At 69.8% G+C, this 26,564-nt stretch carries 26 protein-coding genes; 22 read left to right on the forward strand and 4 right to left on the reverse strand.

Features of this window, described 5'->3' with window-relative positions; translation table 11 throughout:
- The 17 genes from ACFXKA_RS22415 (at nt 1) to ACFXKA_RS22495 (ending at nt 19,515) form a co-directional block, all read left to right on the forward strand.
- The gene (locus ACFXKA_RS22415) at nt 1–1,209 is read left to right on the forward strand and encodes an ROK family protein (RefSeq protein WP_379428720.1); all 1,209 of its coding nucleotides are present in this window, start codon (nt 1–3) and stop codon (nt 1,207–1,209) included.
- A gap of 245 nt (nt 1,210–1,454) precedes the next feature.
- Nucleotides 1,455–2,093 (forward strand): bifunctional pyr operon transcriptional regulator/uracil phosphoribosyltransferase PyrR, encoded by a 639-nt coding sequence (gene pyrR / locus ACFXKA_RS22420; protein WP_354837398.1) that lies wholly within the window; start codon nt 1,455–1,457, stop codon nt 2,091–2,093.
- The gene (locus ACFXKA_RS22425; protein ID WP_354837400.1) at nt 2,090–3,055 is read left to right on the forward strand and encodes an aspartate carbamoyltransferase catalytic subunit; all 966 of its coding nucleotides are present in this window, start codon (nt 2,090–2,092) and stop codon (nt 3,053–3,055) included. The genes pyrR and ACFXKA_RS22425 overlap by 4 nt, the downstream gene beginning before the upstream one ends.
- 70 nt (nt 3,056–3,125) lie before the next feature.
- The gene (locus ACFXKA_RS22430) at nt 3,126–4,418 is read left to right on the forward strand and encodes a dihydroorotase (RefSeq protein WP_379428721.1); all 1,293 of its coding nucleotides are present in this window, start codon (nt 3,126–3,128) and stop codon (nt 4,416–4,418) included.
- Nucleotides 4,419–4,447: 29 nt separating this feature from the next.
- A complete protein-coding gene (locus ACFXKA_RS22435) occupies nt 4,448–4,948 on the forward strand; it encodes a transporter (protein WP_379428722.1) in 501 nt (166 codons plus the stop codon).
- Entirely contained in the window at nt 4,945–6,063 is a 1,119-nt protein-coding gene (carA, locus tag ACFXKA_RS22440; protein WP_379428723.1) for a glutamine-hydrolyzing carbamoyl-phosphate synthase small subunit, read from the forward strand. Before ACFXKA_RS22435 ends, carA begins: the two co-directional genes overlap by 4 nt.
- Nucleotides 6,063–9,368, forward strand: a complete 3,306-nt coding sequence (carB, locus tag ACFXKA_RS22445; RefSeq protein WP_379428724.1) for a carbamoyl-phosphate synthase large subunit — start codon at nt 6,063–6,065, stop codon at nt 9,366–9,368. The genes carA and carB overlap by 1 nt, the downstream gene beginning before the upstream one ends.
- The gene (pyrF, locus tag ACFXKA_RS22450; protein ID WP_379428725.1) at nt 9,365–10,189 is read left to right on the forward strand and encodes an orotidine-5'-phosphate decarboxylase; all 825 of its coding nucleotides are present in this window, start codon (nt 9,365–9,367) and stop codon (nt 10,187–10,189) included. The genes carB and pyrF overlap by 4 nt, the downstream gene beginning before the upstream one ends.
- Nucleotides 10,190–10,339: 150 nt before the next feature.
- Complete coding sequence (locus ACFXKA_RS22455) at nt 10,340–11,188, forward strand: patatin-like phospholipase family protein (protein ID WP_379428726.1); 849 nt, start codon at nt 10,340–10,342, stop codon at nt 11,186–11,188.
- A 44-nt stretch (nt 11,189–11,232) separates the two neighbouring features.
- Nucleotides 11,233–11,862 carry a LysE family translocator gene (locus tag ACFXKA_RS22460; RefSeq protein WP_379428727.1) on the forward strand — a complete coding sequence of 210 codons (630 nt, stop codon included), beginning with the start codon at nt 11,233–11,235 and terminating at the stop codon, nt 11,860–11,862.
- 83 nt (nt 11,863–11,945) lie between these two features.
- Nucleotides 11,946–12,374: a VOC family protein gene (locus tag ACFXKA_RS22465; protein ID WP_354837416.1), complete on the forward strand. Its 429-nt coding sequence runs from the start codon at nt 11,946–11,948 to the stop codon at nt 12,372–12,374.
- Between the two features lie 602 nt (nt 12,375–12,976).
- Entirely contained in the window at nt 12,977–13,300 is a 324-nt protein-coding gene (mihF, locus tag ACFXKA_RS22470) for an integration host factor, actinobacterial type (protein ID WP_033086940.1), read from the forward strand.
- A gap of 7 nt (nt 13,301–13,307) precedes the next feature.
- Nucleotides 13,308–13,892, forward strand: a complete 585-nt coding sequence (gmk, locus tag ACFXKA_RS22475; protein WP_354837419.1) for a guanylate kinase — start codon at nt 13,308–13,310, stop codon at nt 13,890–13,892.
- Between the two features lie 74 nt (nt 13,893–13,966).
- Entirely contained in the window at nt 13,967–14,245 is a 279-nt protein-coding gene (rpoZ, locus tag ACFXKA_RS22480; RefSeq protein ID WP_067713345.1) for a DNA-directed RNA polymerase subunit omega, read from the forward strand.
- Nucleotides 14,246–14,252: 7 nt separating this feature from the next.
- Nucleotides 14,253–15,473 carry a bifunctional phosphopantothenoylcysteine decarboxylase/phosphopantothenate--cysteine ligase CoaBC gene (coaBC, locus tag ACFXKA_RS22485; RefSeq protein WP_379428729.1) on the forward strand — a complete coding sequence of 407 codons (1,221 nt, stop codon included), beginning with the start codon at nt 14,253–14,255 and terminating at the stop codon, nt 15,471–15,473.
- A gap of 217 nt (nt 15,474–15,690) precedes the next feature.
- Complete coding sequence (gene metK, locus ACFXKA_RS22490; protein ID WP_354837423.1) at nt 15,691–16,905, forward strand: methionine adenosyltransferase; 1,215 nt, start codon at nt 15,691–15,693, stop codon at nt 16,903–16,905.
- 84 nt (nt 16,906–16,989) lie between these two features.
- A complete protein-coding gene (locus ACFXKA_RS22495; RefSeq protein WP_379428730.1) occupies nt 16,990–19,515 on the forward strand; it encodes a primosomal protein N' in 2,526 nt (841 codons plus the stop codon).
- A 6-nt stretch (nt 19,516–19,521) separates the two neighbouring features.
- Here the strand turns inward: ACFXKA_RS22495 and ACFXKA_RS22500 are convergent, their stop codons facing one another.
- The 3 genes from ACFXKA_RS22500 to ACFXKA_RS22510 are packed head-to-tail and all read right to left on the reverse strand — an operon-like array spanning nt 19,522 to nt 21,286.
- A complete protein-coding gene (locus ACFXKA_RS22500; protein WP_357003188.1) occupies nt 19,522–19,959 on the reverse strand; it encodes a MarR family winged helix-turn-helix transcriptional regulator in 438 nt (145 codons plus the stop codon).
- 10 nt (nt 19,960–19,969) lie between these two features.
- The gene (locus ACFXKA_RS22505; protein ID WP_379428731.1) at nt 19,970–20,395 is read right to left on the reverse strand and encodes a hypothetical protein; all 426 of its coding nucleotides are present in this window, start codon (nt 20,393–20,395) and stop codon (nt 19,970–19,972) included.
- 45 nt (nt 20,396–20,440) lie between these two features.
- Nucleotides 20,441–21,286 (reverse strand): SDR family oxidoreductase, encoded by an 846-nt coding sequence (locus ACFXKA_RS22510; RefSeq protein WP_379428732.1) that lies wholly within the window; start codon nt 21,284–21,286, stop codon nt 20,441–20,443.
- Nucleotides 21,287–21,363: 77 nt separating this feature from the next.
- Between ACFXKA_RS22510 and ACFXKA_RS22515 the strand changes: the two genes are divergently transcribed.
- Nucleotides 21,364–21,957, forward strand: coding sequence for a TetR/AcrR family transcriptional regulator (locus ACFXKA_RS22515; protein ID WP_379428734.1), 594 nt, complete (start codon nt 21,364–21,366; stop codon nt 21,955–21,957).
- 166 nt (nt 21,958–22,123) lie between these two features.
- Here the strand turns inward: ACFXKA_RS22515 and ACFXKA_RS22520 are convergent, their stop codons facing one another.
- Nucleotides 22,124–22,921, reverse strand: coding sequence for an ABC transporter ATP-binding protein (locus ACFXKA_RS22520; protein WP_379428736.1), 798 nt, complete (start codon nt 22,919–22,921; stop codon nt 22,124–22,126).
- A 336-nt stretch (nt 22,922–23,257) separates the two neighbouring features.
- Between ACFXKA_RS22520 and ACFXKA_RS22525 the strand changes: the two genes are divergently transcribed.
- From ACFXKA_RS22525 to fmt, 4 genes are all read left to right on the forward strand, one after another.
- On the forward strand, nt 23,258–23,854 hold the full coding sequence (locus ACFXKA_RS22525; protein ID WP_379428779.1) for a PadR family transcriptional regulator: 597 nt from the start codon (nt 23,258–23,260) through the stop codon (nt 23,852–23,854).
- A 93-nt stretch (nt 23,855–23,947) separates the two neighbouring features.
- Complete coding sequence (locus tag ACFXKA_RS22530; RefSeq protein WP_379428737.1) at nt 23,948–24,967, forward strand: esterase/lipase family protein; 1,020 nt, start codon at nt 23,948–23,950, stop codon at nt 24,965–24,967.
- 64 nt (nt 24,968–25,031) lie between these two features.
- Nucleotides 25,032–25,604 (forward strand): peptide deformylase, encoded by a 573-nt coding sequence (def, locus tag ACFXKA_RS22535; protein WP_379428738.1) that lies wholly within the window; start codon nt 25,032–25,034, stop codon nt 25,602–25,604.
- Between the two features lies 1 nt (nt 25,605).
- On the forward strand, nt 25,606–26,529 hold the full coding sequence (gene fmt, locus ACFXKA_RS22540) for a methionyl-tRNA formyltransferase (protein ID WP_354837440.1): 924 nt from the start codon (nt 25,606–25,608) through the stop codon (nt 26,527–26,529).
- Nucleotides 26,530–26,564 lie beyond the last annotated feature (35 nt).

Below are 26,564 nucleotides of genomic sequence, written 5' to 3' on the forward strand. Positions count from 1 at the left end.
ATGACGCATCAGGATCGGACGGTGATGGACGAACTCCCTTGGAACAGGCAGCGTTTGCGCAGCAACAACGAGTGGTTGCTGCTCGAGCAGCTGCGCACCGCCGGGCCGAGCTCGCGCGCCCAGCTCGCCCGTGACACCGGCCTGTCCAAGCCCACCGTGTCCAGCGCCCTTGCCGCGCTGCAGGAGCACGGGCTGGTGCGGGAGGTCGGGACGGTCGTCCCCGAGCGCGGGCGGACGGCGGTGCTCTACGAACCGGATCCGACCGCGGGCTACGTGCTCGGCATCGATGTCGGCCGCGCGTTCCTGCGGACCGCCGTGGCCGATCTGTCAGGAAAAGTACTGTCCCGCACCGATATTCCGAACCGTGCGCGCACCGCCACCGCCCTCGCCCGGACGACGGCCGGAGCCGTGCGCGAAATCCTGAGCGACGCCGCGATTCCCGTGGACCGCATCGTCCACACCGTCCTCGGCAGCCCCGGCGTCTTCGATCCCCAGGACGGCCGGATGCACTACGCCGTCAACCTGCCCGGCTGGGGCCGCGCGGGCCTGCTCGACGAATTACGCGACGCTCTCGGCGTTTCCGAGCTGTCCGTCCACAATGACGCCAACCTCGCCGCTCTCGGCGAGTACGCCCACGGCGGCGGCCGCGGCAGCCGCCTGTTCGTCTACGTCCTCATCGGCACCGGCCTCGGTGTCGGAATCGTCTCCCAGGGCGAGCTTTTCACCGGCGCCCACGGCGCGGCCGGCGAAGTCGGCTTCCTTCCCGCCGCTTTCGGCGATTCCGCCGCCGGCGTCTCCCGGCGTGGCGCCCTCGAGGAGGCCGTCACCGCCGACGCCGTCGTCCGCGCCGCGCGCGCCCGCGGCATGACCGGTCGCCTCACCGCCAAACGCGTCTTCGATGCCGCCCGGGCCGGCGACGCCCTCGCCACCGAGGTGGTCCGCCAGGAAGGCGAACGCATCGCCCTGGTGGTGGCCGCCGTCACCGCGGTCCTCGACCCCGATGTCATCGTCGTCGGCGGCGGCCTCGGCCGCAGCGCCGACCTCCTGCTCGACCAGGTCCGCGCGGCGCTGCAACGGACGACTCCGCTGCGCCCCAGCGTCCGTCCGAGCGAACTGGGCGACGACGCCGTGCTGCTCGGCGCCATCGCCACCGCCCTGCGCACCGCCCGCCCCTTGGTCTTCGACCGCAGGACCCCGAGCAGCCACTGACGCCGGACTGCTCCGGCGCCTGGATCGTGAACCTGGCCACAGGACGACCGGGCTCGCATAGCTGCGGGCTTGCCGGTTGGTCTGGACGTTTCGGGTTCGGGCTGGTCGCGGCGTGTCGCGAAGGGCACGCCGACGCCGGTTGCGGAGGGGGTGCGCGGTCAACGGCGGGTAAGCGCGCTGGTAGGGTGACCGCTCGAAAGACATCCTTTAACGGACCGTCCCGTGAGGCGGGGAAGGAGGTCGGCATGGCTGTGCCCGAAGACCGGGCGGCCAAGTCGAGCGCTGCCGAGTTCTCGCAGCGGCACGACCCGGACCGGGTCCAGACCGGACGCGAGCTGCTCTCGGATTCGGATGTGGGCCGGACCATCGCGCGCATGGCGCACCAGATCATCGAGAAGACGGCCCTGGACTCCGGCGATCCCCAGGTTGCTCGCGTGGTGCTGATCGGAATCCCCACCCGCGGAACCACTCTCGCCCATCGCCTGGCCGGCCGGATCGAGGAATTCTCCGGCGTCCGCCCCGCGATCGGCTCCCTGGACATCACCCTGTACCGCGACGATCTGCGCTCCAAGCCGCACCGTCCGCTCGAGCGCACCTCGGTGCCCGAGGGCGGGATCGAGGACGCGCTGGTGGTGCTGGTCGACGATGTGCTGTTCTCCGGCCGGACCGTGCGCTCCGCGCTGGACGGCCTGCGCGATCTGGGCCGCCCCCGCGCGGTACAGCTGGCGGTGCTCATCGATCGCGGCCACCGCGAACTTCCCATCCGCGCCGACTACGTCGGCAAGAACGTTCCCACCGCTCGCACCGAGGACATCTCGGTGCTGCTGCGCGAGCACGACGGACGCGACGGTGTCTACCTGCGTCAGGAAGGTGACAACCAGTGAAGCACCTGCTGTCGGTCACCGACCTGGACCGGGACGCCGCCACCGGCCTGCTCGACGAGGCCGAGCGGTTCGAGCAGGCGCTGCTGGGCCGGGAGGTCAAGAAGCTGCCGACGCTGCGCGGGCGCACGGTCATGACCGTGTTCTTCGAGAACTCCACCCGCACCCGCGTGTCCTTCGAGGTCGCGGGCAAGTGGATGAGCGCCGACGTCATCAATGTCAGCGCGTCGAGTTCCTCGGTCTCCAAGGGCGAGTCACTGCGCGACACCGCGCTGACCCTGCACGCGGCGGGCGCGGACGCGCTCATCGTGCGGCACCCGGCGTCGGGCGCGGCCCATCAGATCGCGCGCTGGTTCGCCGAGATGGACGAGGCCGCAAGCGGTTACGCCGGTCCCGGCCCCGCGATCATCAATGCCGGTGACGGCATGCACGAGCACCCGACCCAGGCGCTGCTGGACGCGCTGACCCTGCGCCAGCGCCTCGGCGACCTGGAAGGCAAGCGGGTCGTGCTGGTCGGCGACATCCTGCACAGCCGGGTCGCGCGCTCGAATGCGTTCCTGCTCGACACGCTCGGCGCGGAGGTCGTGCTGGTCGCGCCGCGCACGTTGCTGCCGGTGGGCGTGGAAGCCTGGCCGGTGCGGGTCTCGGATTCGCTCGACGCCGAGCTGCCGGGCGCGGACGCGGTCATGATGCTGCGCGTGCAGGCCGAGCGCATGAACGGCGGCTTCTTCCCGTCGGCGCGCGAGTACTCGATCCGCTACGGCCTCAACGAGCGCCGGATGAAGATGCTCGACGAGCACGCGGTGGTGCTGCACCCCGGACCCATGCTGCGTGGCATGGAGATCGGCTTCTCCGTGGCCGATTCCCCGAAAGCGGCTGTGCTGCAACAGGTCAACAACGGAGTCCATATGCGCATGGCGGTGCTGTTCCGCCTGCTGGTCGGAACCGACGAGGTGGTCGCGTGATCGGGTCAGGCCCGGAGGCGGCAGCCTGCGTAACCACGGAGGGCCCCCGGTCGCGTGGAAAGGAGACAGCATGAGCGTCCTGATCAAGAGTGTCCTTCTCTACGGCGAAGGCGAACCGGTCGACGTGCTGCTGGCCGACGGTGAGATCCGCGAGATCGGTGCGGGCCTGAACGCACCCGACGCGGAGATCGTCGAGGGCAAGGGTCAATTCCTGCTGCCGGGCTTCATCGACCTGCACACCCACCTGCGCGAGCCGGGCCGCGAGGACACCGAGACCATCGAATCCGGTTCCGCCGCAGCGGCTCTGGGCGGCTACACCGCCGTGTTCGCCATGGCCAACACCAGCCCGGTCGCCGACACCGCGGTCATCACCGACCACGTGTGGAAGCGCGGCCAGGAGGTCGGCCTGGTCGACGTGCACCCGGTGGGCGCGGTCACCGTCGGGCTCGAGGGCAAGCAGCTCGCCGAAATGGGCACCATGGCCGCCGGAGTCGGTGGGGTGCGTATATTCTCCGACGACGGTCACTGCGTCTACGACCCGCTGATCATGCGCCGCGCGCTGGAGTACGCGAACTCGCTGGGCGTGCTTATCGCCCAGCACGCCGAGGAGCCGCGTCTGACCAAGGGCGCGGTCGCGCACGAGGGTCCGACCGCCTCCCGCCTGGGCCTGGCCGGCTGGCCGCGCGCCGCCGAGGAGTCCATCGTGGCCCGCGACGCGCTGCTGGCCCGCGATGCCGGCGCCCGCGTGCACATCTGCCACGCCTCCACCGCCGGCACCGTCGAACTGCTGAAATGGGCCAAGGCCCAGGGTATTTCGATTACCGCCGAGGTGACCCCGCACCACTTGCTGCTCGACGACTCGCGCCTGGAGACCTATGACGCGGTGAACCGGGTGAACCCGCCGCTGCGCGAGGCCTCCGATGTGGCCGCGCTGCGGCAGGCCCTCGCCGAGGGCGTCATCGACTGCGTCGCCACCGACCACGCCCCGCACGCCGACCAGGACAAGTGCTGCGAGTTCGCGGCCGCCCGTCCCGGCATGCTGGGCCTGGAGACGGCGCTGTCGATCATCGTGGAGACCATGGTCGAGCCCGGGCTGCTCGACTGGCGCGGTGTCGCGCAGGTGATGAGCGAGAACCCGGCGCGGATCGTGGGCCTGGACGATCAGGGCCGGCCGCTCGCGGTCGGCGAACCCGCCAACCTGGTGCTGATCGACCCGGCCGCCGAATGGACGGTGGAGGCGGACGAACTCGCCTCGATCGCCCGCAACACGCCCTTCCAGGCGATGACCCTGCCCGCGAAGGTGACCGCCACCTTCCTGCGCGGCCGGCTCACCGCCCGGGACGGCAAGATCGTCGCCGGTTAGCGGCGGGTGGGGAACCGAGGAGGACCGTAATGGAGCGCACACTGCAGGTACTGGTTTTGCTGGTGCTGTTCGCGCTGTGCCTGTGGCTGATGTACCGGGCGTGGACCCGGCGGGCCAAGAAGCAGGCTTCGGCGATCGGCGACCTGCCGCCGGTGCCCGCCGACTGCGGCGCGCAGCTGCTGGAGCCGACCACGGGGCTCTACCTCGGCAGCACCCTCGCCCCCAGCTGGATTCAGCGAATCACGGTGGGCGACCTGGGTTTCCGCGCCACGGCGGAACTCACGCGATTCGAGCGCGGCATCCTGCTGGAGCGGGACGGCGCGACGACGATCTGGATTCCCCAGGAATCCATTACCGCGGTGCGCGCCGAGCGCGGGCACGCGGGCAAGGTAATGACGGAAGACGGTGTGCTGGTGATTCGCTGGACGTTGCCGACCGGGACCGAGGTGGATACCGGTTTCCGCGGCGACGACAAAGCGGTGTACCCGGCATGGACCGCAGCAGCTACGAAGACGGGAGACGAGGCATGAGCAGCGGAAATACTGCCGTGATGGTGCTCGAGGACGGCCGCGTGTTCCGCGGGACGACCTTCGGCGCCGTCGGGCAGACATTGGGTGAGGCGGTGTTCTGTACCGCCATGACGGGCTACCAGGAGACCCTCACCGACCCCAGCTACGACCGCCAGATCGTGGTGGCCACCGCGCCGCAGATCGGCAACACCGGCTGGAACGACGAGGACGACGAGTCCTCGAAGATCTGGGTCGCCGGCTACGCCGTGCGCGACCCCGCGCGCCGCGCCTCCAACTGGCGCGCCACCCGCACCCTGCAGGACGAACTGGAGAACCAGAACGTCGTCGGCATCGCGGGCATCGACACTCGGGCCCTGGTGCGGCACCTGCGCACCCGCGGTTCCATGAAGGCGGGCATCTTCTCGGGTGAGTCGCTCACCGAGTACGAGGACATGCTCGACAAGGTCAACGGCCAGCAGTCCATGCTGGGCGCGGACCTGGCCGGCGAGGTCTCCACCGACGAGATGTACACCGTCGACCCGATCGGCGAGCACCGCTTCACGGTGGTCGCGGTGGACCTGGGCATCAAGTCCAACACCCCGCGCATGTTCGCCCAGCGCGGCATGCGGGTGCACGTGGTGCCGTCCAACGTCACCTTCGACCAGATCAAGGAACTGAACCCGAACGGTGTGTTCCTGTCCAACGGCCCGGGCGACCCGGCCACCCAGGACGCCATGGTGGCGCTCACCCAGCAGGTGCTGGGCGAGGACATCCCGCTGTTCGGCATCTGCTTCGGCAACCAGATCCTGGGCCGCGCCTTCGGGCGCAGGACCTACAAGATGAAGTTCGGCCACCGCGGCATCAATGTGCCGGTCGTCGAGCATCATTCGGGCCGCATCTCGATCACCGCGCAGAACCACGGCTTCGCCCTGGAGGGCGAGCGCGGCGAGGTGTTCGACACCCCGTTCGGCAAGGCCGAGGTCAGCCACGTCTGCGCCAACGACGGTGTCGTCGAGGGCGTGCAGCTGGTGAGCGGCCGCGCCTTCTCCGTCCAGTACCACCCCGAGGCCGCGGCCGGACCCCACGACGCCGCCTACCTGTTCGACCGTTTCGCCATGCTGATGGAAGGAGCCTGATGCCACGCCGCACCGATCTCAACCACATCCTGGTGATCGGCTCGGGCCCGATCGTCATCGGCCAGGCTTGCGAGTTCGACTACTCGGGAACCCAGGCGTGTCGCGTCCTCAAGTCCGAGGGCCTGCGCGTGTCGCTGGTGAACTCCAACCCGGCGACCATCATGACCGACCCGGAGTTCGCCGACTCGACCTATGTCGAGCCGATCACCTGGGAATTCGTCGAGAAGGTCATCGCCAAGGAGCGCCCGGACGCGATCCTGGCGACCCTGGGCGGCCAGACCGCGCTCAATTGCGCTGTCGCCCTGCACGAGAACGGCATCCTCGACAAGTACAACGTCGAGCTGATCGGCGCCGACTTCGAGGCCATCCAGCGCGGTGAGGATCGCCAGAAGTTCAAGGACATCGTCGCCAAGGTCGGCGGCGAGTCGGCGCGCTCCAAGGTCTGCTACACCATGGACGAGGTCCGCGAAACCGTTGCGGAACTGGGCTTCCCGGTGGTCGTGCGCCCGTCGTTCACCATGGGCGGCCTGGGCTCGGGCATGGCCTACAACCACGACGACCTCGATCGCATCGCCGGCGGCGGCCTGGCCGCCTCGCCCACCGCGAACGTGCTCATCGAGGAATCCATCCTGGGCTGGAAGGAATTCGAGCTCGAGCTCATGCGTGACGGCAAGGACAATGTCGTCATCGTCTGCTCGATCGAGAACGTGGACCCGATGGGCGTGCACACCGGTGACTCGGTCACCGTCGCCCCGGCCATGACCCTCACCGACCGCGAATACCAGAAGATGCGCGATCTGGGCATCGCCATCCTGCGCGAGGTCGGCGTCGACACCGGCGGCTGCAACATCCAGTTCGCGGTGGACCCGCGCGACGGCCGCCTGATCGTCATCGAGATGAACCCGCGCGTCTCGCGTTCGTCGGCATTGGCTTCCAAGGCAACGGGTTTCCCGATCGCCAAGATCGCCGCCAAGCTGGCCATCGGCTACACCCTCGACGAGATCCTCAACGACATCACCGGCGAGACCCCGGCCTGCTTCGAGCCGACCCTCGACTATGTCGTGGTCAAGGCCCCGCGCTTCGCCTTCGAGAAGTTCCCGGGCGCCGACCCGACGCTGACCACCACCATGAAGTCGGTCGGCGAGGCGATGTCCATGGGCCGCAACTTCTCCGAGGCCCTGGGCAAGGTGCTGCGCTCGCTCGAGACCAAGGCCGCGGGCTTCTGGACCCAACCCGACGGCGAGTGGACCGACGTGCAGGCCATCCTGGACGACCTGAAGGTTCCGACCGAGGGCCGCATCTACCAGGTGGAGCGGGCGCTGCGCCTGGGCGCGAGCATCGAGGACGTGGCCGCCGCCTCCGGCATCGACCCGTGGTTCGTGGCCGAGGTCGCGGGCCTGGTGGAGCTGCGCCAGGAGATCATCGACGCCCCCGTGCTGGACGAGCCGCTGCTGCGCACGGCCAAGCACTACGGCCTCTCCGATCGCCAGATCGCTTCGCTGCGACCGGAACTCGCCGGTGAGGGCGGCGTGCGCGAGCTGCGCCACCGCCTCGGCATCCGCCCGGTGTTCAAGACCGTCGACACCTGCGCGGCCGAGTTCGAGGCCAAGACCCCGTACCACTACTCGGCCTACGAGCTGGATCCCGCCGCGGAATCCGAAGTGGCGCCGCAGAAGGAACGCGAGAAGGTCATCATTCTCGGCTCGGGTCCGAACCGTATCGGTCAGGGCATCGAGTTCGACTACTCGTGTGTGCACGCCGCGCAGACGCTGTCGGCCGCCGGGTTCGAGACCATCATGGTCAACTGCAACCCGGAGACCGTGTCGACCGACTACGACACCGCCGACCGCCTCTACTTCGAGCCGCTCACCTTCGAGGACGTGCTCGAGGTGTACCACGCCGAGACCGAGTCCGGCACCGTCGCGGGCGTCATCTGCCAGCTCGGCGGCCAGACCCCGCTGAGCCTGGCCCAGCGCCTCACCGACGCGGGCGTGCCCGTGGTCGGCACCTCCGCTGCCGCCATCGACCTGGCCGAGGACCGCGGCGAATTCGGCGATGTCCTGGTGGCGGCCGGCCTTCCGGCTCCGAAGTACGGCACCGCCACCACCTTCCCGCAGGCCAAGAAGATCGCCAACGAGATCGGCTACCCGGTGCTGGTGCGCCCGTCCTACGTGCTGGGCGGCCGCGGCATGGAGATCGTCTACGACGAGAAGTCCCTGGAGGACTACATCTCCCGCGCCACCGAGATCACCCCGGACCACCCGGTACTGGTCGACCGGTTCCTGGAGGACGCCATCGAGATCGACGTCGACGCCCTGTGCGACGGCGAGGAGGTCTACCTGGGCGGCGTCATGGAGCACATCGAGGAGGCCGGTATCCACTCCGGTGACTCGGCGTGCGCCCTGCCCCCGATCACCCTGGGTCGCAGCGATATCGAGGCCGTGCGCCGCTCCACCGCCGCGCTCGCCAAGGGCATCGGCGTCAAGGGCCTGCTGAACGTGCAGTACGCGCTCAAGGACGACGTGCTCTACGTCCTCGAGGCCAACCCGCGCGCCAGCCGCACCGTGCCGTTCGTCTCCAAGGCCACCGCGGTGCCGTTGGCCAAGGCCGCGGCGCGAATCGCGCTGGGCGCCAGCATCGCCGAGCTGCGCAAGGAGGGCCTGCTCCCGGCCGAGGGCGACGGCGGCTACGCGCCGATCGACGCCCCGGTCGCGGTCAAGGAGGCCGTGCTGCCGTTCCACCGCTTCCGCCGCCCCGACGGCACCGGCGTGGATTCGCTGCTCTCCCCGGAGATGAAGTCCACCGGCGAGGTCATGGGCATCGACGCCGACTTCGGCACCGCCTTCGCCAAGTCGCAGTCGGCCGCCTACGGTTCGCTGCCGACCGAGGGCACCGCGTTCGTGTCCATCGCCAACCGCGACAAGCGCGCCATGGTGTTCCCGGTCAAACGCCTGCACGACCTGGGCTTCCGCATCCTCGCCACCGAGGGCACCGCGGAAATGCTGCGCCGCAACGGCATTCCCTGCGATCAGGTGCGCAAGCACTCCGATGAGGTGGCCGACCAGCCCAGCATCGTGGACATGATCAAGGACGGTGACGTCGACATCGTGTTCAACACCCCGTACGGCAACAACGGCCCGCGCGTGGACGGCTACGAGATCCGCACCGCCGCGGTGGGCGCGAACATCCCGTGCATCACCACGGTGCAGGGCGCGGCCGCGGCCGTGCAGGGCATCGAGGCCACCATTCGCGGCGGCATCGGCGTGCGGTCCCTGCAGGAACTCCACGCGGTGCTGCGCGGATGACGACCTTCGGTGCGCGGCTGCGGGAGTCGATGCGCGAGCACGGCCCGCTGTGCGTCGGCATCGACCCGCATCCGCCGCTGCTGCGGGCCTGGGGCCTGAGCGAGGACGCCGCGGGCGTGGCGAAGTTCTCCGACGCCTGCGTGCGGGCCTTCGCGGGCCGGGTGGCACTGGTCAAACCGCAGGTGGCGTTCTTCGAGACCTACGGTTCGGCCGGAATCCTGGTGCTGGAGGAGACGATTGCCGCACTGCGGGCGGCGGGCACCCTGGTGCTGGCCGACGCCAAGCGCGGCGATATCGGCTCCACCATGGACGCCTACGCCCACGCCTGGCTCGGCGACGGACCGCTCGGCACGGACGCGGTCACCGTCTCCCCGTACCTCGGATTCGGTTCCCTCACACCGGCGCTGGACCTCGCCGAGGCCAATGATCGCGGCGTGTTCGTGCTGGCCGCCACCTCCAACCCGGAGGCGGTGGAACTGCAGAACATCACGGGCTCCGACGGTCGAAGCATCGCCCAGCGCATGGTGGACGACGCCGCGGCCGCCAATGCCGGAGCCGGATTCGGTTCCGTCGGTGTGGTGGTCGGCGCGACGCTGGACGCGGCTCCGGACCTGAGTGCGCTCAACGGCCCCATCCTCATGCCGGGTGTCGGCGCGCAGGGCGGGGGAGCGGACTCGATCCGCAAGCTGGTCCCCGCGAGCAGCCTCGGCGCGGTCCTGCCGAACGTCTCCCGCGAGGTCCTCAAGTCCGGTCCGTCGGTCGCCGCGCTGAAGCAGCGGGTCGCCGAGCTCGCAGAGGAATTCGCCTTCCTGCAGGACTGAATGCCTTCCTGCAGAACTGAATACGGTAACGCCGCAACGCCCGACCCGACGCGGAGTCGCCCCGGCGCGGCCGGGGCGACTCCCGTTCAGGCCCGAGCCGAGTCTCGGAGGGCAACCCTCCGGTTCCTTCCGCTCGGATACAGTGGCAGCATGTCTGCCGCGGTGCCGCCCAGCGAAATTCGTCACGCGCTCGTGCTCGGAGGGGGTGGCGCGGTCGGCCTGAGCTGGATGGCGGGCGTGGTCATCGCGCTGCGTGAGGCCGGTATCGACCCGGCCCTGGCCGAGCGGATCGTCGGCACCTCCGCCGGTGCGGTCGTCGGTGCCGCGCTCGCCGCCGAGGTCGACCTGAGCCTGCTGCTGCGGCGGCCCGCCCCGGACTCCGACCTGCCGCCGATCCGGTTCGACCCGAACAGTTTCGGTGAGATCATGGGCATCCTCGCCACCCCCGGACTGGACCCGGACGAGGCGCGCCGACGTGCCGGCGCCCGCGCGCTGGAGATGGCGGTCGGCGATCCGGCCGACCATATCGCCCGCATCGGCGGGTTCGTCGGCAACGCGTCCTGGCCGCAGCGCGATCTGCGGATCACCGCCATCAGCGTCACCACCGGCGCACTCCAGGTGTGGACTCCCGAGGGCAAGGCCACCCTGCCCGAGGCGCTGGCCTCGAGCACGTCGGTGCCCGGCGTCTTCCCGCCCATCCCGATCGACGGCGCCTACTACTTCGACGGGGGCATGCGCTCGCCGATCAATGCCGACCTGGCCGCCGGCGCCGAACGCATGCTGATCATCGAACCCCTGGCCCACCTGTTCCCGCACAGCCCCACCGATCGCGAGCTGGGCGGTGCGGCAACGGCATTCATCGTCCCCGACGCCGGCGCCATCGCCGCCTACGGCCTCGACCTGTTCAACGCCGCCGCTCTGGAGCCCGCCTACCAGGCGGGCCTGCGCCAGGGCGCGGAGGCGGCTCCCGGCCTCGAGGACTTCTGGCCCGCCGCCTGAATCGGGGCCGGAACCGGCACCGGGCCGCCGCGTAGGCTGTCCGGGTGCTGTCGCTCACCGAGATTCTCACGCTGGCCGGGGTGATCGTGCTCGGCTCCATGTCGCCCGGGCCGGATTTCCTGATCGTGCTGCGGAATTCGGTGGTCTCCGGCCGTCGCGCCGGGGTCGCCAGCGCGGGCGGCATCGCGGTCGGTGTGTTCGTATGGGCGCTGGTCACCGCGATCGGCGTCGCCGGGCTGCTGGCCGCCTCGGCCGAGGCGTACACGGTGGTGAAGCTGGTCGGCGCGATCTACCTGGCCTACATCGGCATTCGCGCGCTGCTGGCCGCGCGGCGCGGCGACTATCGGCCCGATCCCGGCGCGGCCGCGAACCGTCGCGGTGCGCTGGTCGCCTTCCGGCAGGGCCTGCTCACCAACCTGCTGAATCCCAAGTGCGCCGTGTTCTTCATCGCACTGGTGCCGCAGTTCCTGCCCGCCGATCCGTCGGCGCTGGGCACCTTCGAACTGGCCGTGGTGTGCACGACCGCCAACCTGTTCTGGTTCGTGATCCTGGCCTTCGGCGTGGGCGCATTGCGGCACGTGTTCACCCGCCGCCGGGTGCGCCGTGCCCTCGACGCCGCCATGGGCGCCTTCATGGTCGGGCTGGGCTTGCGAATCGCCATGCAGAGCAACTGATTCCGTCTCGGAGGGCCTGATCGGCCGCCTGCCCGGAGCACTAGGCTGAAACCCGACTGCTCGGTAGAAAGGTGGGATTTCTCATGTCCGACGCCGGCCTCGGCCTCGTCTCCTACGGCCAAACCCGCGTCCTGGTGGACGATTTCGCGTCCAGCTATCGCTTCTATCGTGACGTCCTGGGCCTGCCCCTGAAGCAGGAGGTGCCCGGCGACGTCCCCGAATCCGACGATGGCCCCTACGCCTGCTTCACCCTGGGCGGCCAGGATCTCGCGCTGTTCACCCGCGCCTACATGGACGCCGCGATCGGCGCCGCGCATCGCCCGCGCGGCGAGATCGACACGGTCGTCGTGGTTTTGCGCGTCGCCGATGTCGACCGGGCCGTCGAGACCCTGCGCGAGCGCGGCGCCCGGATCGCCGCCGAGCCCGCCGATCAGCCCGCGTGGGGCATGCGCGTGGCGCATGTGCGGGCTCCGGAGGGCACGCTCGTGGAGCTGTGCCGGTACGACGACTGACGCGATCTTGTTCGCTGTTGGCGAACCCGTCCGGCGAGCCGATCGAACGCTTGTCCGTATCGCCTCTCTCACGCCCGCCGCACCGCGGCGGGCGTAGTTCGTCGGCGCCGGGAGGTTTGAGCCGTCAGTGGCCGCGTGAGGGGTGGAAAACAGGCCGTTCCGACGGTGGCAGGGCCGCCCCGAAACGGCCCGACCTGCAAGGGAAGGTGTCGGAATTGCGTGTTTCGGCACCCTTCGCAGCGCCTCGGGTGATGCGCGACACGCGGTGCTGAATCGAACGACACGCCGAGAAATCCAAGAAAAATCCAGGTCGCGTGATTACAGGTCGGTCACGGTTTCGCGCGGGGCCCGTCCGACCTCTTCCGAGCCCTGTCAAGTCCGCGAAAAAGCCCTGGCTGCAAGGCTATTCGCGACCGTGCGGAGCGGATCGCGGGGGCCGGTCCGGCACTGCCCGCGCCGCTGCCCATCCAGCCCGGTCGCGGCCCGAATCACGCGCTGACCTGGGGGGTGGGTTCGCAATCGGCAAGCGTCGTGGGTACGGTCGCTGAGACCACCGGGTTACCGGAGGTAGATCAAGCAATGAACGATGAGACGGAGGAACCGTGGCCCTTCCCCAGCTGACTGACGAGCAGCGCGCCGCTGCTTTGGAGAAGGCGGCTGCCGCTCGCCGCGCTCGGGCGGAGCTCAAGGAGCGCTTGAAGCGTGGTGGCACCGATCTGAAGACGGTCCTTGCGGACGCCGAGAAGGACGAAGTCCTCGGCAAGATGAAGGTTTCGGCGCTGCTCGAGGCCCTGCCGAAGGTTGGCAAGGTCAAGGCGGCCGAGATCATGAGCGAGCTCGAGATCGCTCCCACCCGCCGCCTGCGCGGACTGGGCGACCGGCAGCGTAAGGCGCTGCTGGCCCGGTTCGACTTCAGCGCCGAATAATCCGAGGGTGGTCGAACACACTCGGAAGGGTCGACTGGTTGTCCTGGTCGGCCCCTCGGCCGTCGGTAAGTCCACCGTCGTGCGCTGCGTGCGCGAACGACTGCCCGAATTGGTATTCAGTGTGTCGGCCACCACCCGGGCTCCGCGGCCCGGGGAGGTCGACGGCCGGGACTACCGATTCGTCACCCGTGAGAAGTTCGACGCCATGATCGTGGCGGGCGAACTGCTCGAATGGGCCGACATCCATGGTGGACTGCAGCGGTCGGGCACCCCGGCCGCACCCGTGCGGGAAGCGCTCACGTCCGGACATCATGTCCTGATCGAGGTGGACCTCGAGGGCGCGCGCTCGATCCGCAAGACCATGCCGGAAGCCAAACTGGTCTTCCTGGCCCCACCCAGCTGGGACGAGCTGGTGTCCCGCCTGACCTCGCGCGGGACGGAATCGCCCGAGGTGATCGAGCGTCGTCTGCAGACCGCTCGCACCGAATTGGCTGCATGTGACGAGTTCGACATCGTCATCGTGAACGACCACGTGACCAGCGCCTGTGAGCAGTTGGTATCGTTGTTCGTTAGCACAAATTCGGGGTCATAGGTCCCGAACTACCGGCTCGTCTTCGAAGCGAGCCGGATGCCACCCTTCCGAACAACCCCGCAGGAGTCCTCCTAGTGAGTACGGACATCAAGACCGCGCCCGCCTACGACACTCCGGTCGGCCTCACCAACCCGCCGATCGACGAACTGCTGGAGCGGACTTCGTCCAAGTACGCGCTGGTCATCTACGCGGCCAAGCGGGCCCGGCAGATCAACGATTACTACAACCAGCTCGGCGACGGCATTCTCGAATACGTCGGTCCGCTGGTCGAGCCGGGTCTGCAGGAGAAGCCGCTGTCGGTGGCGATGCGCGAGATCCACGCCGACCTGCTCGAGCACTCCGAAGGGGAGTAGTCCCGCGGTGACCCGGATCGTCGTCGGAGTCGGCGGCGGTATCGCCGCCTACAAGAGCTGCAACCTCGTGCGCCGGTTCACCGAAACCGGGCACGAGGTTCGTGTCATTCCCACCGAGTCGGCGCTGCAATTCGTCGGCAAGGCCACCTTCGAGGCGCTGTCCGGCCACCCCGTGCACACCGGTGTCTTCGCCGATGTGCCCGAGGTGCCGCACGTGCGCCTCGGCCAGGAGGCCGACCTGGTCGTCATCGCCCCCGCCACCGCGGACCTGATGGCCCGCGCCGCGCAGGGCCGCGCCGACGATCTGCTGACCGCGACGCTGCTGACCGCGCGCTGTCCGATCCTGTTCGCCCCGGCCATGCACACCGAGATGTGGGAGCATCCGGCCACCCGCGCGAACGTGGCGACGCTGCGCGGGCACGGCGCCGTGGTCATGGAACCGGCCTCGGGCCGGCTGACCGGCACCGACACCGGCCCGGGCCGGCTGCCCGAGCCGGAGGAGATCTTCGGTCTGGCCCGGCTGCTGCTCGAACGCGCCGACGCCCTGCCGCGCGACCTCGAGGGCCGCCGCGTCGTGGTGTCCGCGGGTGGCACCCGGGAACCGCTGGATCCGGTGCGCTTCCTGGGCAATCGGAGCTCCGGCAAGCAGGGCTACGCGATCGCCCGCCTGGCCGCCCAGCGCGGTGCGCAGGTGACGCTGATCGCGGGCAATACCATCGGGCTCGAACCGCCGGCCGCGGTGGAGGTCGTGCACGTGACCACCGCCGAACAGCTGAAGGTGGCCGTCGACAAGCACTCGCTGGGTGCGGACGCGGTCGTCATGGCCGCGGCGGTGGCCGACTTCCGTCCGGTGAACGTGGCGGCGGCTAAGATCAAAAAGGGTGCGGGAGAACCGGATTCGATCGCGCTCGCCAAGACACCGGATATCCTGGCCGGGTTGGTGCAGTCCCGTCGCGACGGGCACCTACCGGGCACCGCGATCGTCGGCTTCGCCGCCGAGACCGGGGACGAGCACGCTGATGTGCTCACCCACGCCCGGGCCAAACTGGCCCGTAAAGGCTGCGACCTGCTGGTCGTGAATGCCGTCGGGGAGGGTAAGGCCTTCGAGGTCGACACCAACGACGGCTGGTTGCTCGGTGCCGACGGCACCGAGATCGCCCTGGACCACGGGTCCAAGGCACTGCTGGCCAGCCGGGTGCTGGATGCACTCGGCCCCTTGCTCCGCTGAAGCCTCGGCACCGCAGGGTTCGGGCACTTGCCGCTGTCTGCCGCTGGGGCGGCAGATTAACGGCGACTGTCTGAGTCACGATGTGTTTCTTAACGAGGGCGGCTCGCCCCTGTGACGAACATATTGGAATAACCTGAGACAAAGGGTTGTGCGATGCAGCGGAGACGCTACTGTCGCCACCCGATACGAGAAACCCGTTGAGGGAGAGGGAACAACTGTGCGCACGTCTGGCAGCCGCCTATTCACCAGTGAGTCGGTGACCGAGGGTCACCCCGACAAGATCTGTGATGCCATCAGCGATTCCATCCTCGACGCGTTGCTCGCGGCCGATCCGCGCAGCCGGGTCGCGGTGGAGACCCTGGTGACCACCGGTCAGGTGCACGTGGCCGGTGAAGTCACCACCACGGCCTACGCCGATATTCCGACCATCGTCCGCGAGAAGGTCCTGGAGATCGGGTACGACTCCTCCGCAAAGGGTTTCGACGGCGCCTCCTGCGGTGTGAACGTCGCCATCGGCGCCCAGTCGCCGGACATCGCCATGGGCGTGGACACCTCGCACGAGGCCCGCGTGGGCGGCGAGGACGACGAGATCGCCCGTCAGGGCGCGGGCGACCAGGGCCTGATGTTCGGTTACGCCACCGTCGAGACCCCCGAGCTGATGCCGCTGCCGATCTCGCTGGCGCACAAGCTGTCTCGCCGCCTGACCGAGGTCCGCAAGTCCGGCGTGCTGCCGTACCTGCGTCCCGACGGCAAGACCCAGGTCACCATCGAGTACGACGGCGCTATCCCCAAGCGCCTCGACACCGTGGTCATCTCGACCCAGCACGCGGCCGACATCGACCTGGACAACCTGCTCACCCCGGACATCCGCGAGAAGGTCGTCGACGCGGTGCTCGGCGAGCTCCAGCTGCCCAACCCGCTGGACACCTCCGATGTCCGCCTGCTGGTCAACCCGACCGGCAAGTTCGTGCTCGGTGGACCCATGGGTGACGCGGGCCTGACCGGCCGCAAGATCATCGTCGACACCTACGGCGGCATGGCCCGCCACGGTGGTGGCGCCTTCTCGGGCAAGGACCCGTCGAAGGTCGACCGCTCGGCCGCCTACGCCATGCGCTGGGTCGCCAAGAATGTCGTCGCCGCCGGCCTGGCCGAGCGGGTCGAGGTCCAGGTCGCCTACGCCATCGGCAAGGCCGCCCCGGTCGGCCTGTTCGTCGAGACCTTCGGCACCGAGCTGATCGACCCGATCAAGATCTCCGACGCCATCGGTCAGGTCTTCGACCTGCGCCCCGGCGCGATCATCCGCGACCTGGACCTGTTGCGCCCGATCTACGCGCCGACCGCCGCCTACGGCCACTTCGGCCGCACCGACGTCGATCTGCCGTGGGAGCGCACCGACCGCGCGGAGAAGCTGCGTGCGGCCGCCGGGCTGTAGTTGACCGGCACCCCACCACTCTCGACGGGAGCGTCGGGCACGGAGAACCCCTCCGAGTCCGACGCTCCCGCCAAGTGCAGGGAGGTGGAGCGCGCTGGCGAGCCCCGGCCGATCGCGCGGGTCCTGCCCCTGCTCGAACCCGCCCACCTGGACCGGGATTTCGACTACCTGGTCCCGCCCGAGATGGACGAGCTCGCCCAGCCCGGCGTCCGGGTCCGCGTCCGCTTCGCCGGCCGCCTCGTCGACGGCTACCTCCTCGAACGCCGCGCAAAGTCCGATCACACCGGCAAACTCGTTCGCCTCGAACGTGTCGTCTCCGGCGAACGCGTCCTCACCCCGGAGATCCTCGCCCTCGTCACCGCCGTGGCCGCCCGCTACGCGGGCACTCGCGCCGACGTCCTCCGCCTCGCCATCCCGCCCCGCCACGCCAAGGTCGAATCGGAGGGCGTGGAAAAGCCCGAAAAGCCCAAGCGCACTTCGAAGAAGAGCCCCCTGGCTGCTGATCCTGTTGCGGCAGCTGATGACTCGGCCCACCCCGACGTTGCGCAGGCCCGCACCACCGCATCGCATCCGAGTGACGCGACGACCTCCGTCGTGCCCGGAAACGCTGAAGACGCTGCCGCACACCCCGTTCCGCAGGGTGGCGCGTCTGTGCGGGAGTCGGCGCTCGCGATCGCGGGCGGAAGCGACATCGGGGACGCCGCGCACGGCGAGGGTGCGGACACCGCCCCGGTTCAGGGCAGCGATGTATCCGCCACGGATGAGATGACTCCTGTCGCCGACAGCGATTCGGTGTCGATGGCTGTGGCCGCCGACGCGGCCGTGGTCCCCTCCGAAAGCTCGACGGGAACCGTTGCTGCGCAGCCTGATCTGGTTGTGCACGGCGACGGCGACCACTCGACGGCTTCAGTGGCCGCGGTGCCAGCAGACGAGTCCGGGAAGCAGCCGGTAACCGCTGCTTCGCCGATGTCGGCCGCTGAGTTCCCGGCGTGGGGGCGGTATGTCCACGGGCATTCGTTCCTGGGCGCGCTGGCGGCAGGGCGCGGGCCGCGGGCAGGGTGGCAGGCATTGCCGGGGGAGGACTGGGCGCGGCGGCTGGCGGAGCTCGCGGCGGTGACGGTGCGCGGCGGCCGCAGTGCGGTGATCATGGTGCCGGATCAGCGGGATCTGGATCGGGTGCTGGGGGAATGTGTTGCGCTGGTGGGGGAGTCGGCGGTGGGATTGGCGGCGGGGTTGGGGCCCTCGGCGCGGTATCGGCGCTGGCTGTCGGTGTTGCGGGGAACGGCGCGGGTCGTCGTGGGGACGCGGAGTGCCGTGTTCTCGCCGGTGAAAGATCTTGGGCTGATCGCCATCTGGGATGACGGGGACGATACCTTCGCCGAACCGCGGTCGCCGTATCCGCATGCGAGGGAAGTGGCCATGCTGCGGGCGCACGAGACCGGGGCGGCGTTCGTGGCGGGCGGGTTCTCGCGGACGGCCGAGGTGCAGGCGATCGTCGAATCCGGCTGGGCGCACGATCTGCTCGCGGATCGGGCCGTGGTGCGGCAGGCCATGCCGCGCATCACCGCGCCCGGCGATACCGACGCGGCACTGGAGCGGGACCCGATCGCGCAGGCCATCCGCATTCCGGCCGTGGCGTTCACGGAGGCGCGCAAGGCGATCAAGGCCGGTGGGCCGGTGCTGGTTCAGGTGCCGCGGCGCGGATACATCCCGGCGCTCGCCTGCGCCAAGTGCCGGACCCCGGCACGCTGCCGCCATTGCAACGGTCCACTGGCGCTGCCGGACAGCGCGCCCGCGTCACGTGGCGCGCTGCGCAGCGGGCGGGAAGGGGTGGCCGAGGCGCAGAGCCCGGCCTGCCGCTGGTGCGGGATCACCGAGGCGGCCTTCCGCTGCGGAGCCTGCGGATCGCGGGCGCTGCGGGCCGTCGTCATCGGCGCGTCGCGCACGGCCGAAGAACTGGGACGCGCGTTTCCCGGTGTGCCCGTGCGAGGTTCGGGCGGGTCGTCGATCCTGAACACCGTGCCGGAGGGCCCGCAGGTCGTGGTGTCCACCATCGGCGCGGAACCCCGGGTGCCCGGCGGTTACGCCGTCGCCATGCTGCTCGACGGCTGGGCCCTGCTCGGCCGCGCCGATCTCCGCGCCGCCGAGGACGCCCTGCGCCGCTGGATGTCGGCCGCGGCGCTGGTGCGCCCCGGCGGCCGGGTCATCGTCATGGCGGACGCCGGGATCCCGACCGTGCAGGCGCTGGTGCGCTGGGATCCGGTGTGGCACGCCGGTTTCGAGCTCGAGCAGCGCACCGAGGTGCGCTTCCCGCCGGCAGTTCGCTTCGCCGCCATCGACGGCACCTCGGACTCCATCGCCGAATTGCTCGGCGAGGCACAGCTTCCCGACGGCGTCGAGATCCTGGGCCCGGTTCCGCTGCCGCCGGGTGCGCGAAAGCCGTTCTCCTCCGGCGACTCTCCCGCCGAGGTCGAACGCATGATCCTGCGCGCCGACCGCGCCACCGGCGCGGCCCTCTCCCGCGCCCTCGCCGCCGCTCAGGCTGTCCGCAGCACCCATCGCTCCGACGCGCCCCTACGTGTCCAGATCGACCCCATCGACATCGGCTGAACCTGGTCAGGGGCCGGTGATTTCGTCGCGGGGAAGGGCGGCGAGGGTGATGAGGGCATTGAGGAAGCCGCGGCGATCGGCGGCGGGGAGCTTGCCCAGCAGGTGATCCTCCTGGGCCTGGATCCCGGCCTGTGCCGCGTCGCGTAGGCGACGGCCCTCGGGGGTGAGGGCGAGCAGCCGGGCCCGGCGGTCGGCCGGATCGGGGTGGCGTTCGATGAGGCCCCGCTCCTGCAGGTCGTCGAGCACCGCGATGATGCGCGTCTTGTCCGCCCCGATCTCCTGCGCCAGCACGCCCTGACCCCGCGCGGGCCCCTCGTCCAGATGCAGCAGCACGACGTACGCCCACATGGTGAGTCCGTGTGCGGCGAGCACCGGTTGCTCGGCCGCCATGAGGGCGCGGCCCAGGGGGACGATCATCGCTGCCAGGTCCGGACGGTCTGTCATGCGGACAAGATTAGGCGGCGTGCCGGTGCGGCCTTTCGATCGTGTCGCCGGCGCGGGTCAGAATCGCGTCGGCGTCGAACTTTTCGGCCTGCCAGGAGTCGACGCCGACGCCGACCCGGCCGCGCCAGGCCCGCACGATCGCGGTGTGCACCGGCCACCGCACGAACCGGCGCATGTCCCGCTCCGATTCCCACACCGAGATCGAGCCGCCGCGGAACTCGGCCGGCCTGCCCCACAGCCACAGGCCGACCGCGCCCTGCATGACCGGCCACGTTTTCCCCAATTCCAGCCCGGTCGTATAGATCTCGCGCGACTCCGTCTCCGAACTCGCGAGGAAATCGGTGACGCTGACGAAGACCGGGCCCGAGAACTGGTGATTCGGGCCGGGATTCCACGGCATCAGCACCGTGCCGTCCGAGAAGGATTTAGTATGCATACGCGTACGATAAGCGACGGTATACTAAATGTTCAATGGCGAGATTCACCGGAAGGCCGGAGCCACGCGGGCCGCCCATTCGGCGTATCCGGTTGCCCGCCGGCCCAGCACCCGCTCGACATCGCCGCTGACCAGCTGCTCCTCGGGCGTCGGCTCGCCGAGGATGGTGAGCGTGTGGTCCGCGACCGATTCCGGCATGAACCGCAGCATGTTCGCCCGAGCCTGCTCGCGGGTGAGCTCCGCGAACCGCAGCGGCTCGCCCAGCGCGGCCGCCAGCGCCTGCGCCTGCTGGCGCGGGGTGACGAGCTCCGGACCGGTCACCGTGTAGACCTGCCGGTCATGGCCGTCCTCCCGCAGTGCCGCCGCGGCCATGGCCGCGATATCGGCCGGATCCACCTGCGGCAGACCGACATCCCCGAACGGCGCGGGAATCATCCGCTCGGCCCGTACCGGCTCGATCCAGGCGAAGGTATTGCTGAAGAACCCGCCCGGCCGCAGCACCGTCCACTCCAGATCCGAAGTGGCCAGCGCCTTCTCGAATTCCAGCGTGCGCGCGTAGCCGTCACCGCCCGGCCGCGTCACCGCGCCCTGCGAGGACAGGAACACCACTCGCCGGACACCCGCCGCCGCAACGGTTTCCAGCACCTCGGCGGGCGCCGGTCCCGTCACCAGCTGCGGGCCCGTGATGAGCAGGAACAACGCCCGCGCACCGGCCACCGCCTCGGCGAGGCCGTCCAGCTCCCCGATATCGGCGCGGCGGTGCTCGGCGCCCTCGGGCAGATCCACCGGCTTCTCGCCCCGTGACACTGCGACCACCTTCTCGCCGGCCTCCGCGAGCTCACGCACGAGAGCGCTGCCGACGTTTCCGGTCGCACCGGTTACCACGATCATCTGTCCACTCCTGAGTTAGTTGGCTGACTAACTCGAACCATAGGGCATGTGACCGGGCATTGTCTATAGTGAGTCGTATGACTAACTCAGTCCTGCGGGCGGCGGCCCCGAAGGCGGGGAAGCGGGAGCGGCTCGCGGACGCGGCCGCCAAGGTCTTCCATGAACAGGGCGTCGAGAAGACGACCATCGCCGATATCGCGCGTGCCGCCGAGGTGCCGGTGGGCAACGTGTACTACTACTTCAAAACCAAGGATCAGCTGGTCCAGGCCGCGATCGGCGCCCACGCCCGCACCGCCCAGGAGATCATCGCGGCCCTGGAACTCTTCGACGCCCCCGCCGAACGGCTGAAGGCCCTGGTCCGCGGCTGGGTCGACCAGCGCGACCTCGCCGCCCAATTCGGTTGCCCCTCCGGCTCTCTCGCCACCGAACTCGACAAACGCGCCGACGGCCTCGACCGCGAACTGGCCGCCGTCATGCGCGGCCTCCTGGACTGGATCGACACCCAGTTCGCCGCCATGGGCCGCGCCGACTCCCACGAACTGGCCGTCGCCCTCCTGGCCGCCTATCAGGGAATCTCCCTGCTCACCAACACCTTCCGCGACCCCGCGATGATGGAAGCCGAAGGCGCACGCCTGGAACGCTGGATCGACTCCCTCGTCCCCGCAACCTGAGCGCCCCCCATCCGGCCGCGAGGCGCATCGGCCCATTCGGGCAGATGAGCGGCTCGGGTCAGCTGGTTGAGCGCAATCTCGTGAAGCCCGGGACGCGCCGGATGCGGATGCGTGAGTGTGGGCCGGTCATGCGGTTCGGGGGGCCGGGCGGCGCGGTGAGTTCGGGTCAGTTCAGTTGGGGCTGAGCGGGTCTCACGGACCAGCGGCCCTCGTCGCGGAGGATGCGGACCGGGTGGTCGAAGCAGGCGCTGATGTGGGCGGTGGTGATCACCTCGCCGACCGGGCCCGCGGCGACCGTGTGGCCGTTGCGCAGGAGCATGGCGTGGCTGGTGCCCGGCGGGAGTTCTTCCAGGTGGTGGGTGACCAGGACCGAGGCGAGGTCTGGGTGGGCGCGCTGGAGCAGGTCGAGGCGTTCCAGGAGTTGTTCGCGCCCGGCCAGATCCAGGCCGGTGGCGGGTTCGTCGAGCAGGAGCAGGCGCGGATTGGGCATGAGGGCGCGGGCGATGAGGGTGCGCCCCCGCTGGCCCTGGGACAGAATCTGCCAGTCGGCGTCACGGCGGTGGGCCAGGCCGAGCAGGTCGATCAGGCGGTCGGCCTCGGCGAGCTGGGCGGGCGTCGCGTGCCAGCGGGGGATGAGGCCGGCGGTGTTGGTCACGCCGGTGATCACCACGTCGCGGACCGTGAGCGGGCCGCTCGGCGTGTGGCACGGATCGACATGGCCGATACCGGCCCGCAGAGCGCGCATGTCGACGCGGCCCAGCCGCTCCCCGAGCACCTCCACACCGCCCCGGGTCGGATGCTCGAACGCGCCGAGCATGCGCAGCAAGGTGGTCTTGCCCGCGCCGTTGGGACCCAGTAGCGCCCAGTGCTCACCGGCGCGCACGGTGAGTGAAACCCCTTGCAGGATGGGGTTTCCGCCGCGCACCACCGTCACGTCGCTCACGTTCAGCACCGGATCCGTCATGGGCCCACCGTAGCAAATTCCTCAGACAAGTTGAGGAGTAGTGGTTCGACTCACGGGCTGGATGCGATGAGTCTGCTTCTGCGGGTGCGGGATTCGGCGACGCTCCCGGCAGGGTCGCGCCCACGGTCGCCTGACCGCCTAAGTCGAAACCGGACGGTTTGTGTCTCGTCTCACCCTTGTTGTGGATAGATTGGCGATATATCGTCGATAGCAACAAACACAACGACGAGCCTTGAAGGAGGCACGACCATGGAACACATGGACGACATCGAACGGGGCCGCGGCCCCTGGCGGCGACTGCGCGCCGAAGAGCGGCAGGGCCCCGAACACCCGCGGATGCGTCGCGGTGGCCCGCGTGGCCCGCGCGGCGACTTCGGTCCGCACCGCCACGGCCACGGTCGTGGTTTCGGCCCGGACTTCGGTCCCGGCTTCGGACCCGGTCCGCATTTCGGCCGCGGCCGCGGCCGGGGCGGGCGCGGCCGGCGCGGCGATGTCCGCGCGGCCATCCTCCTGCTGCTGCAGGAGCGGCCCATGCACGGCTACGAGCTGATCCAGCAGATCCGCGAACGCAGCCAGGATGTCTGGCGTCCCAGCCCGGGCTCCATCTACCCCGCGCTCGCGCAGCTCGAGGACGAGGGGCTGGTGCTGATCGAGAAGGTGTCGGGTCGAAAGACGGCCAAACTCACCGAATCCGGTGCCGAGTACGTCGAGGCCAACCGCGCCGAGCTGGGCGATCCCTGGCAGGACGTCAAGGACGGCGTCGGCGATCAGGCCCTGGACCTGCGCGGACTGGTCGGCCAGCTGATGGGCGCGGTCGCCCAGGTGGCCGCGGTCGGCACCCAGGAGCAGGCGGCCAAGGCGGCGGAGGTGCTCACCGAGGCGCGCCGCTCGCTCTACCGGATCCTCGCCGAGGACGACACACCCGAAAAGTAATGGCCTCGAAACCGCGCTTCCCGCTGGAACATTCGACCTGATTCCGGCGAAGATCGTGACATGGGACAAAAGCGCCCCATGCGATCTTGTGACATGGGACAACAGAGGAGCCGGACCCGCGCACTGCGCCGCGTGGCGCCGGTGGGGGTGATGGCGCTGGCGGCCGCCGTGATCGGTACGGCCGCCACACCGATGGGGACGTACGCACAGGCCGAACCGGCCGTGACTCCGGTACTCCAGGTACCGGCGCAACAGGGGCCGCCGCAGACCGAACATCTGGCGGCGGCCCGCTATCTCAAGGAGCATCCGGACGCGGCCCCCCAGGGCGCCAACGACTTCGGCTGCACACCGACCGCGGAGCATCCGCGCCCTGTCGTGCTCGCACACGGCACCGACTCCTCGGCCTACTCCGACTGGTCGGGCATCAGCCCACTGCTGGCCCAGGCCGGGATCTGCGTGTTCGCCCTCAACTACGGCGGCAAACCCGGCAAGGACACGTACGGCACCGAGGACGTGTGGGCCAGCTCCGCGCAGATCGGCACCTTCGTCGATCAGGTGCTCGCGGCGACCGGGGCCACCCAGGTGGATCTGGTCGGATTCTCGCAGGGCGCCAGCGTGACCCGGTACTGGATCAACAAGCTCGGCGGCGCGCCGAAGGTCGGCCAGTGGATCGGCCTGGCCTCGCCCAGCTACGGCGGGATCATGTACGGGCTGGTGCCGATCGCCGACGCGGTGCCGGGCATCTACAAGCTCGTGGAGATGGGATCCTCCACCGCCGCCATTCAACAGGCGGCCGGATCGCCGTTCATCAAGGACCTGAACGCGGGCGGCGACACGGTGCCCGGTGTGAAATACACGACGATCGGCAGCCGCGTCGATGAAATGATCCAGCCCAATACCAACATCGCGCTACATGGCGCGGGCGCCACCAATATCGTGCTGCAGGAGCAGTGCGCGGAGGACCTGACCGGGCATTTCCACCTGGTGTACGACCCGTTCGTGCAGCGGCTGGTGGTCAATCTGCTCGATCCCGCGCACCCCGTGACACCGGCCTGCGTGCCGGTCGCACTGGGCACCGGCATCAGCGATGTCGTGTTGGCGGCGCATTCCTGATCAGGGTGGTCACGGGCGTCCGTAAAATGAGACGACCGTATTCGTTCGCTATCGGGAGCTGCCCGTGACCATCCAGCCTGTCCGCCTGTTCGGCGATCCGATCCTGCGCGCCCGCGCGGCGGAGGTCGAGACGTTCGACCGAGAGGTGCGCCAGCTGGTGACCGACCTCATCGACACCATGTACGAGAGCGGAGGCGTCGGCATGGCGGCCCCGCAGATCGGGGTCGGGCTGCGGGTATTCGTCTACGACACCGGCGACGCGCAGGGGCATCTGATCAACCCGGTCTTCGAGGTGATCGGCGACGAGACCCAGACCGGGCCGGAGGGCTGCCTGTCGATTCCGGGCGTGCGCTTCGACGTGACGCGGCCGCTGACCGTGCTGGCCCGCGGTGTCGACATGGACGGCAAGCCGGTCGAGTTCCGGGCCGAAGGGCTGCTGGCGCGCTGCGTGCAGCACGAGACCGACCACCTCGACGGGGTGCTGTTCCTGCAGCGGCTGGAGTCGGCCTCGCGCAAGGAGGCCATGCGTACCATCCGGGAATCCGGTTGGTTCACACAGGGAGTCACCGTGCTGCCGGCGTCCGAGATCGGTGGCCGGCGTCGCGCGGCGGCCGGTGACCGGGAACGGAGTCGCTGATATGCGTCTGGTCTTCGCGGGAACCCCCGAACCGGCGGTGCCGTCGCTGCGGCGGCTCATCGAATCCTCCAGGCACGAGGTGGTCGGGGTGGTGACCCGGCCGGACGCGGTGGCCGGACGCGGCCGCAAGATCACCCGCTCGCCCATCGGACGGCTGGCCGACGAACACGGGATTCCCGTGTTCACGCCCAAGCGGCCGTCGGAGCCCGAATTCATCGAGCAGCTCACGGCTTTGGCGCCCGACTGCTGCCCGGTGGTGGCCTACGGCGCGCTGCTGCCCGAGCCGGTGCTCGACATTCCCCGGCACGGGTGGATCAACCTGCACTTCTCGCTGCTGCCCGCCTGGCGCGGCGCCGCGCCGGTGCAGGCCGCCATCCTCGCCGGTGACGAGTACACAGGCGCGTCGACCTTCCGCATCGAGAAGGGCCTCGACACCGGCCCGGTCTTCGGCACCATGACCGAGCGCATCGCCGTCGCCGACACCGCGGGCTCGCTGCTGGAGCGGCTCGCCGACAGCGGCTCGGTCCTGCTGGAATCCACCCTCGACGCCGTGGAAGACGGCACCGTGCACGCGATTCCGCAGCCCCTGGACGGAATCTCCTACGCCCCCAAGGTGGATCCCGAGGCCGGTCGCATCCGCTGGAGCCAGCCCGCCCTCGCCATCGACCGCCGGATTCGCGCGGTCACCCCCGCCCCCGGCGCCTGGACCGAAATCGACGGCAAACGCCTCAAACTCGGCCCCGTCGAGATGGTGGAGGAGACGCTCCCGGTCGGCACCATCGATATCCGCAAGTCCGGCGTCTACCTCGGCACCGCGAGCACCGCGGTCCGCCTCACCCAGGTCCAGCCCCAGGGCAAACGCATGATGCCCGCCCTGGACTGGGCCCGCGGCGCCCGCCTCGAGCCCGGCACGGTGGTCGAGTGACCCGCCCGGACGGCGAAGGCCGCGACCGCGATTCG

The sequence above is a fragment of the Nocardia sp. NPDC059228 genome (assembly GCF_042754245.1).
GTDB lineage: Bacteria > Actinomycetota > Actinomycetes > Mycobacteriales > Mycobacteriaceae > Nocardia.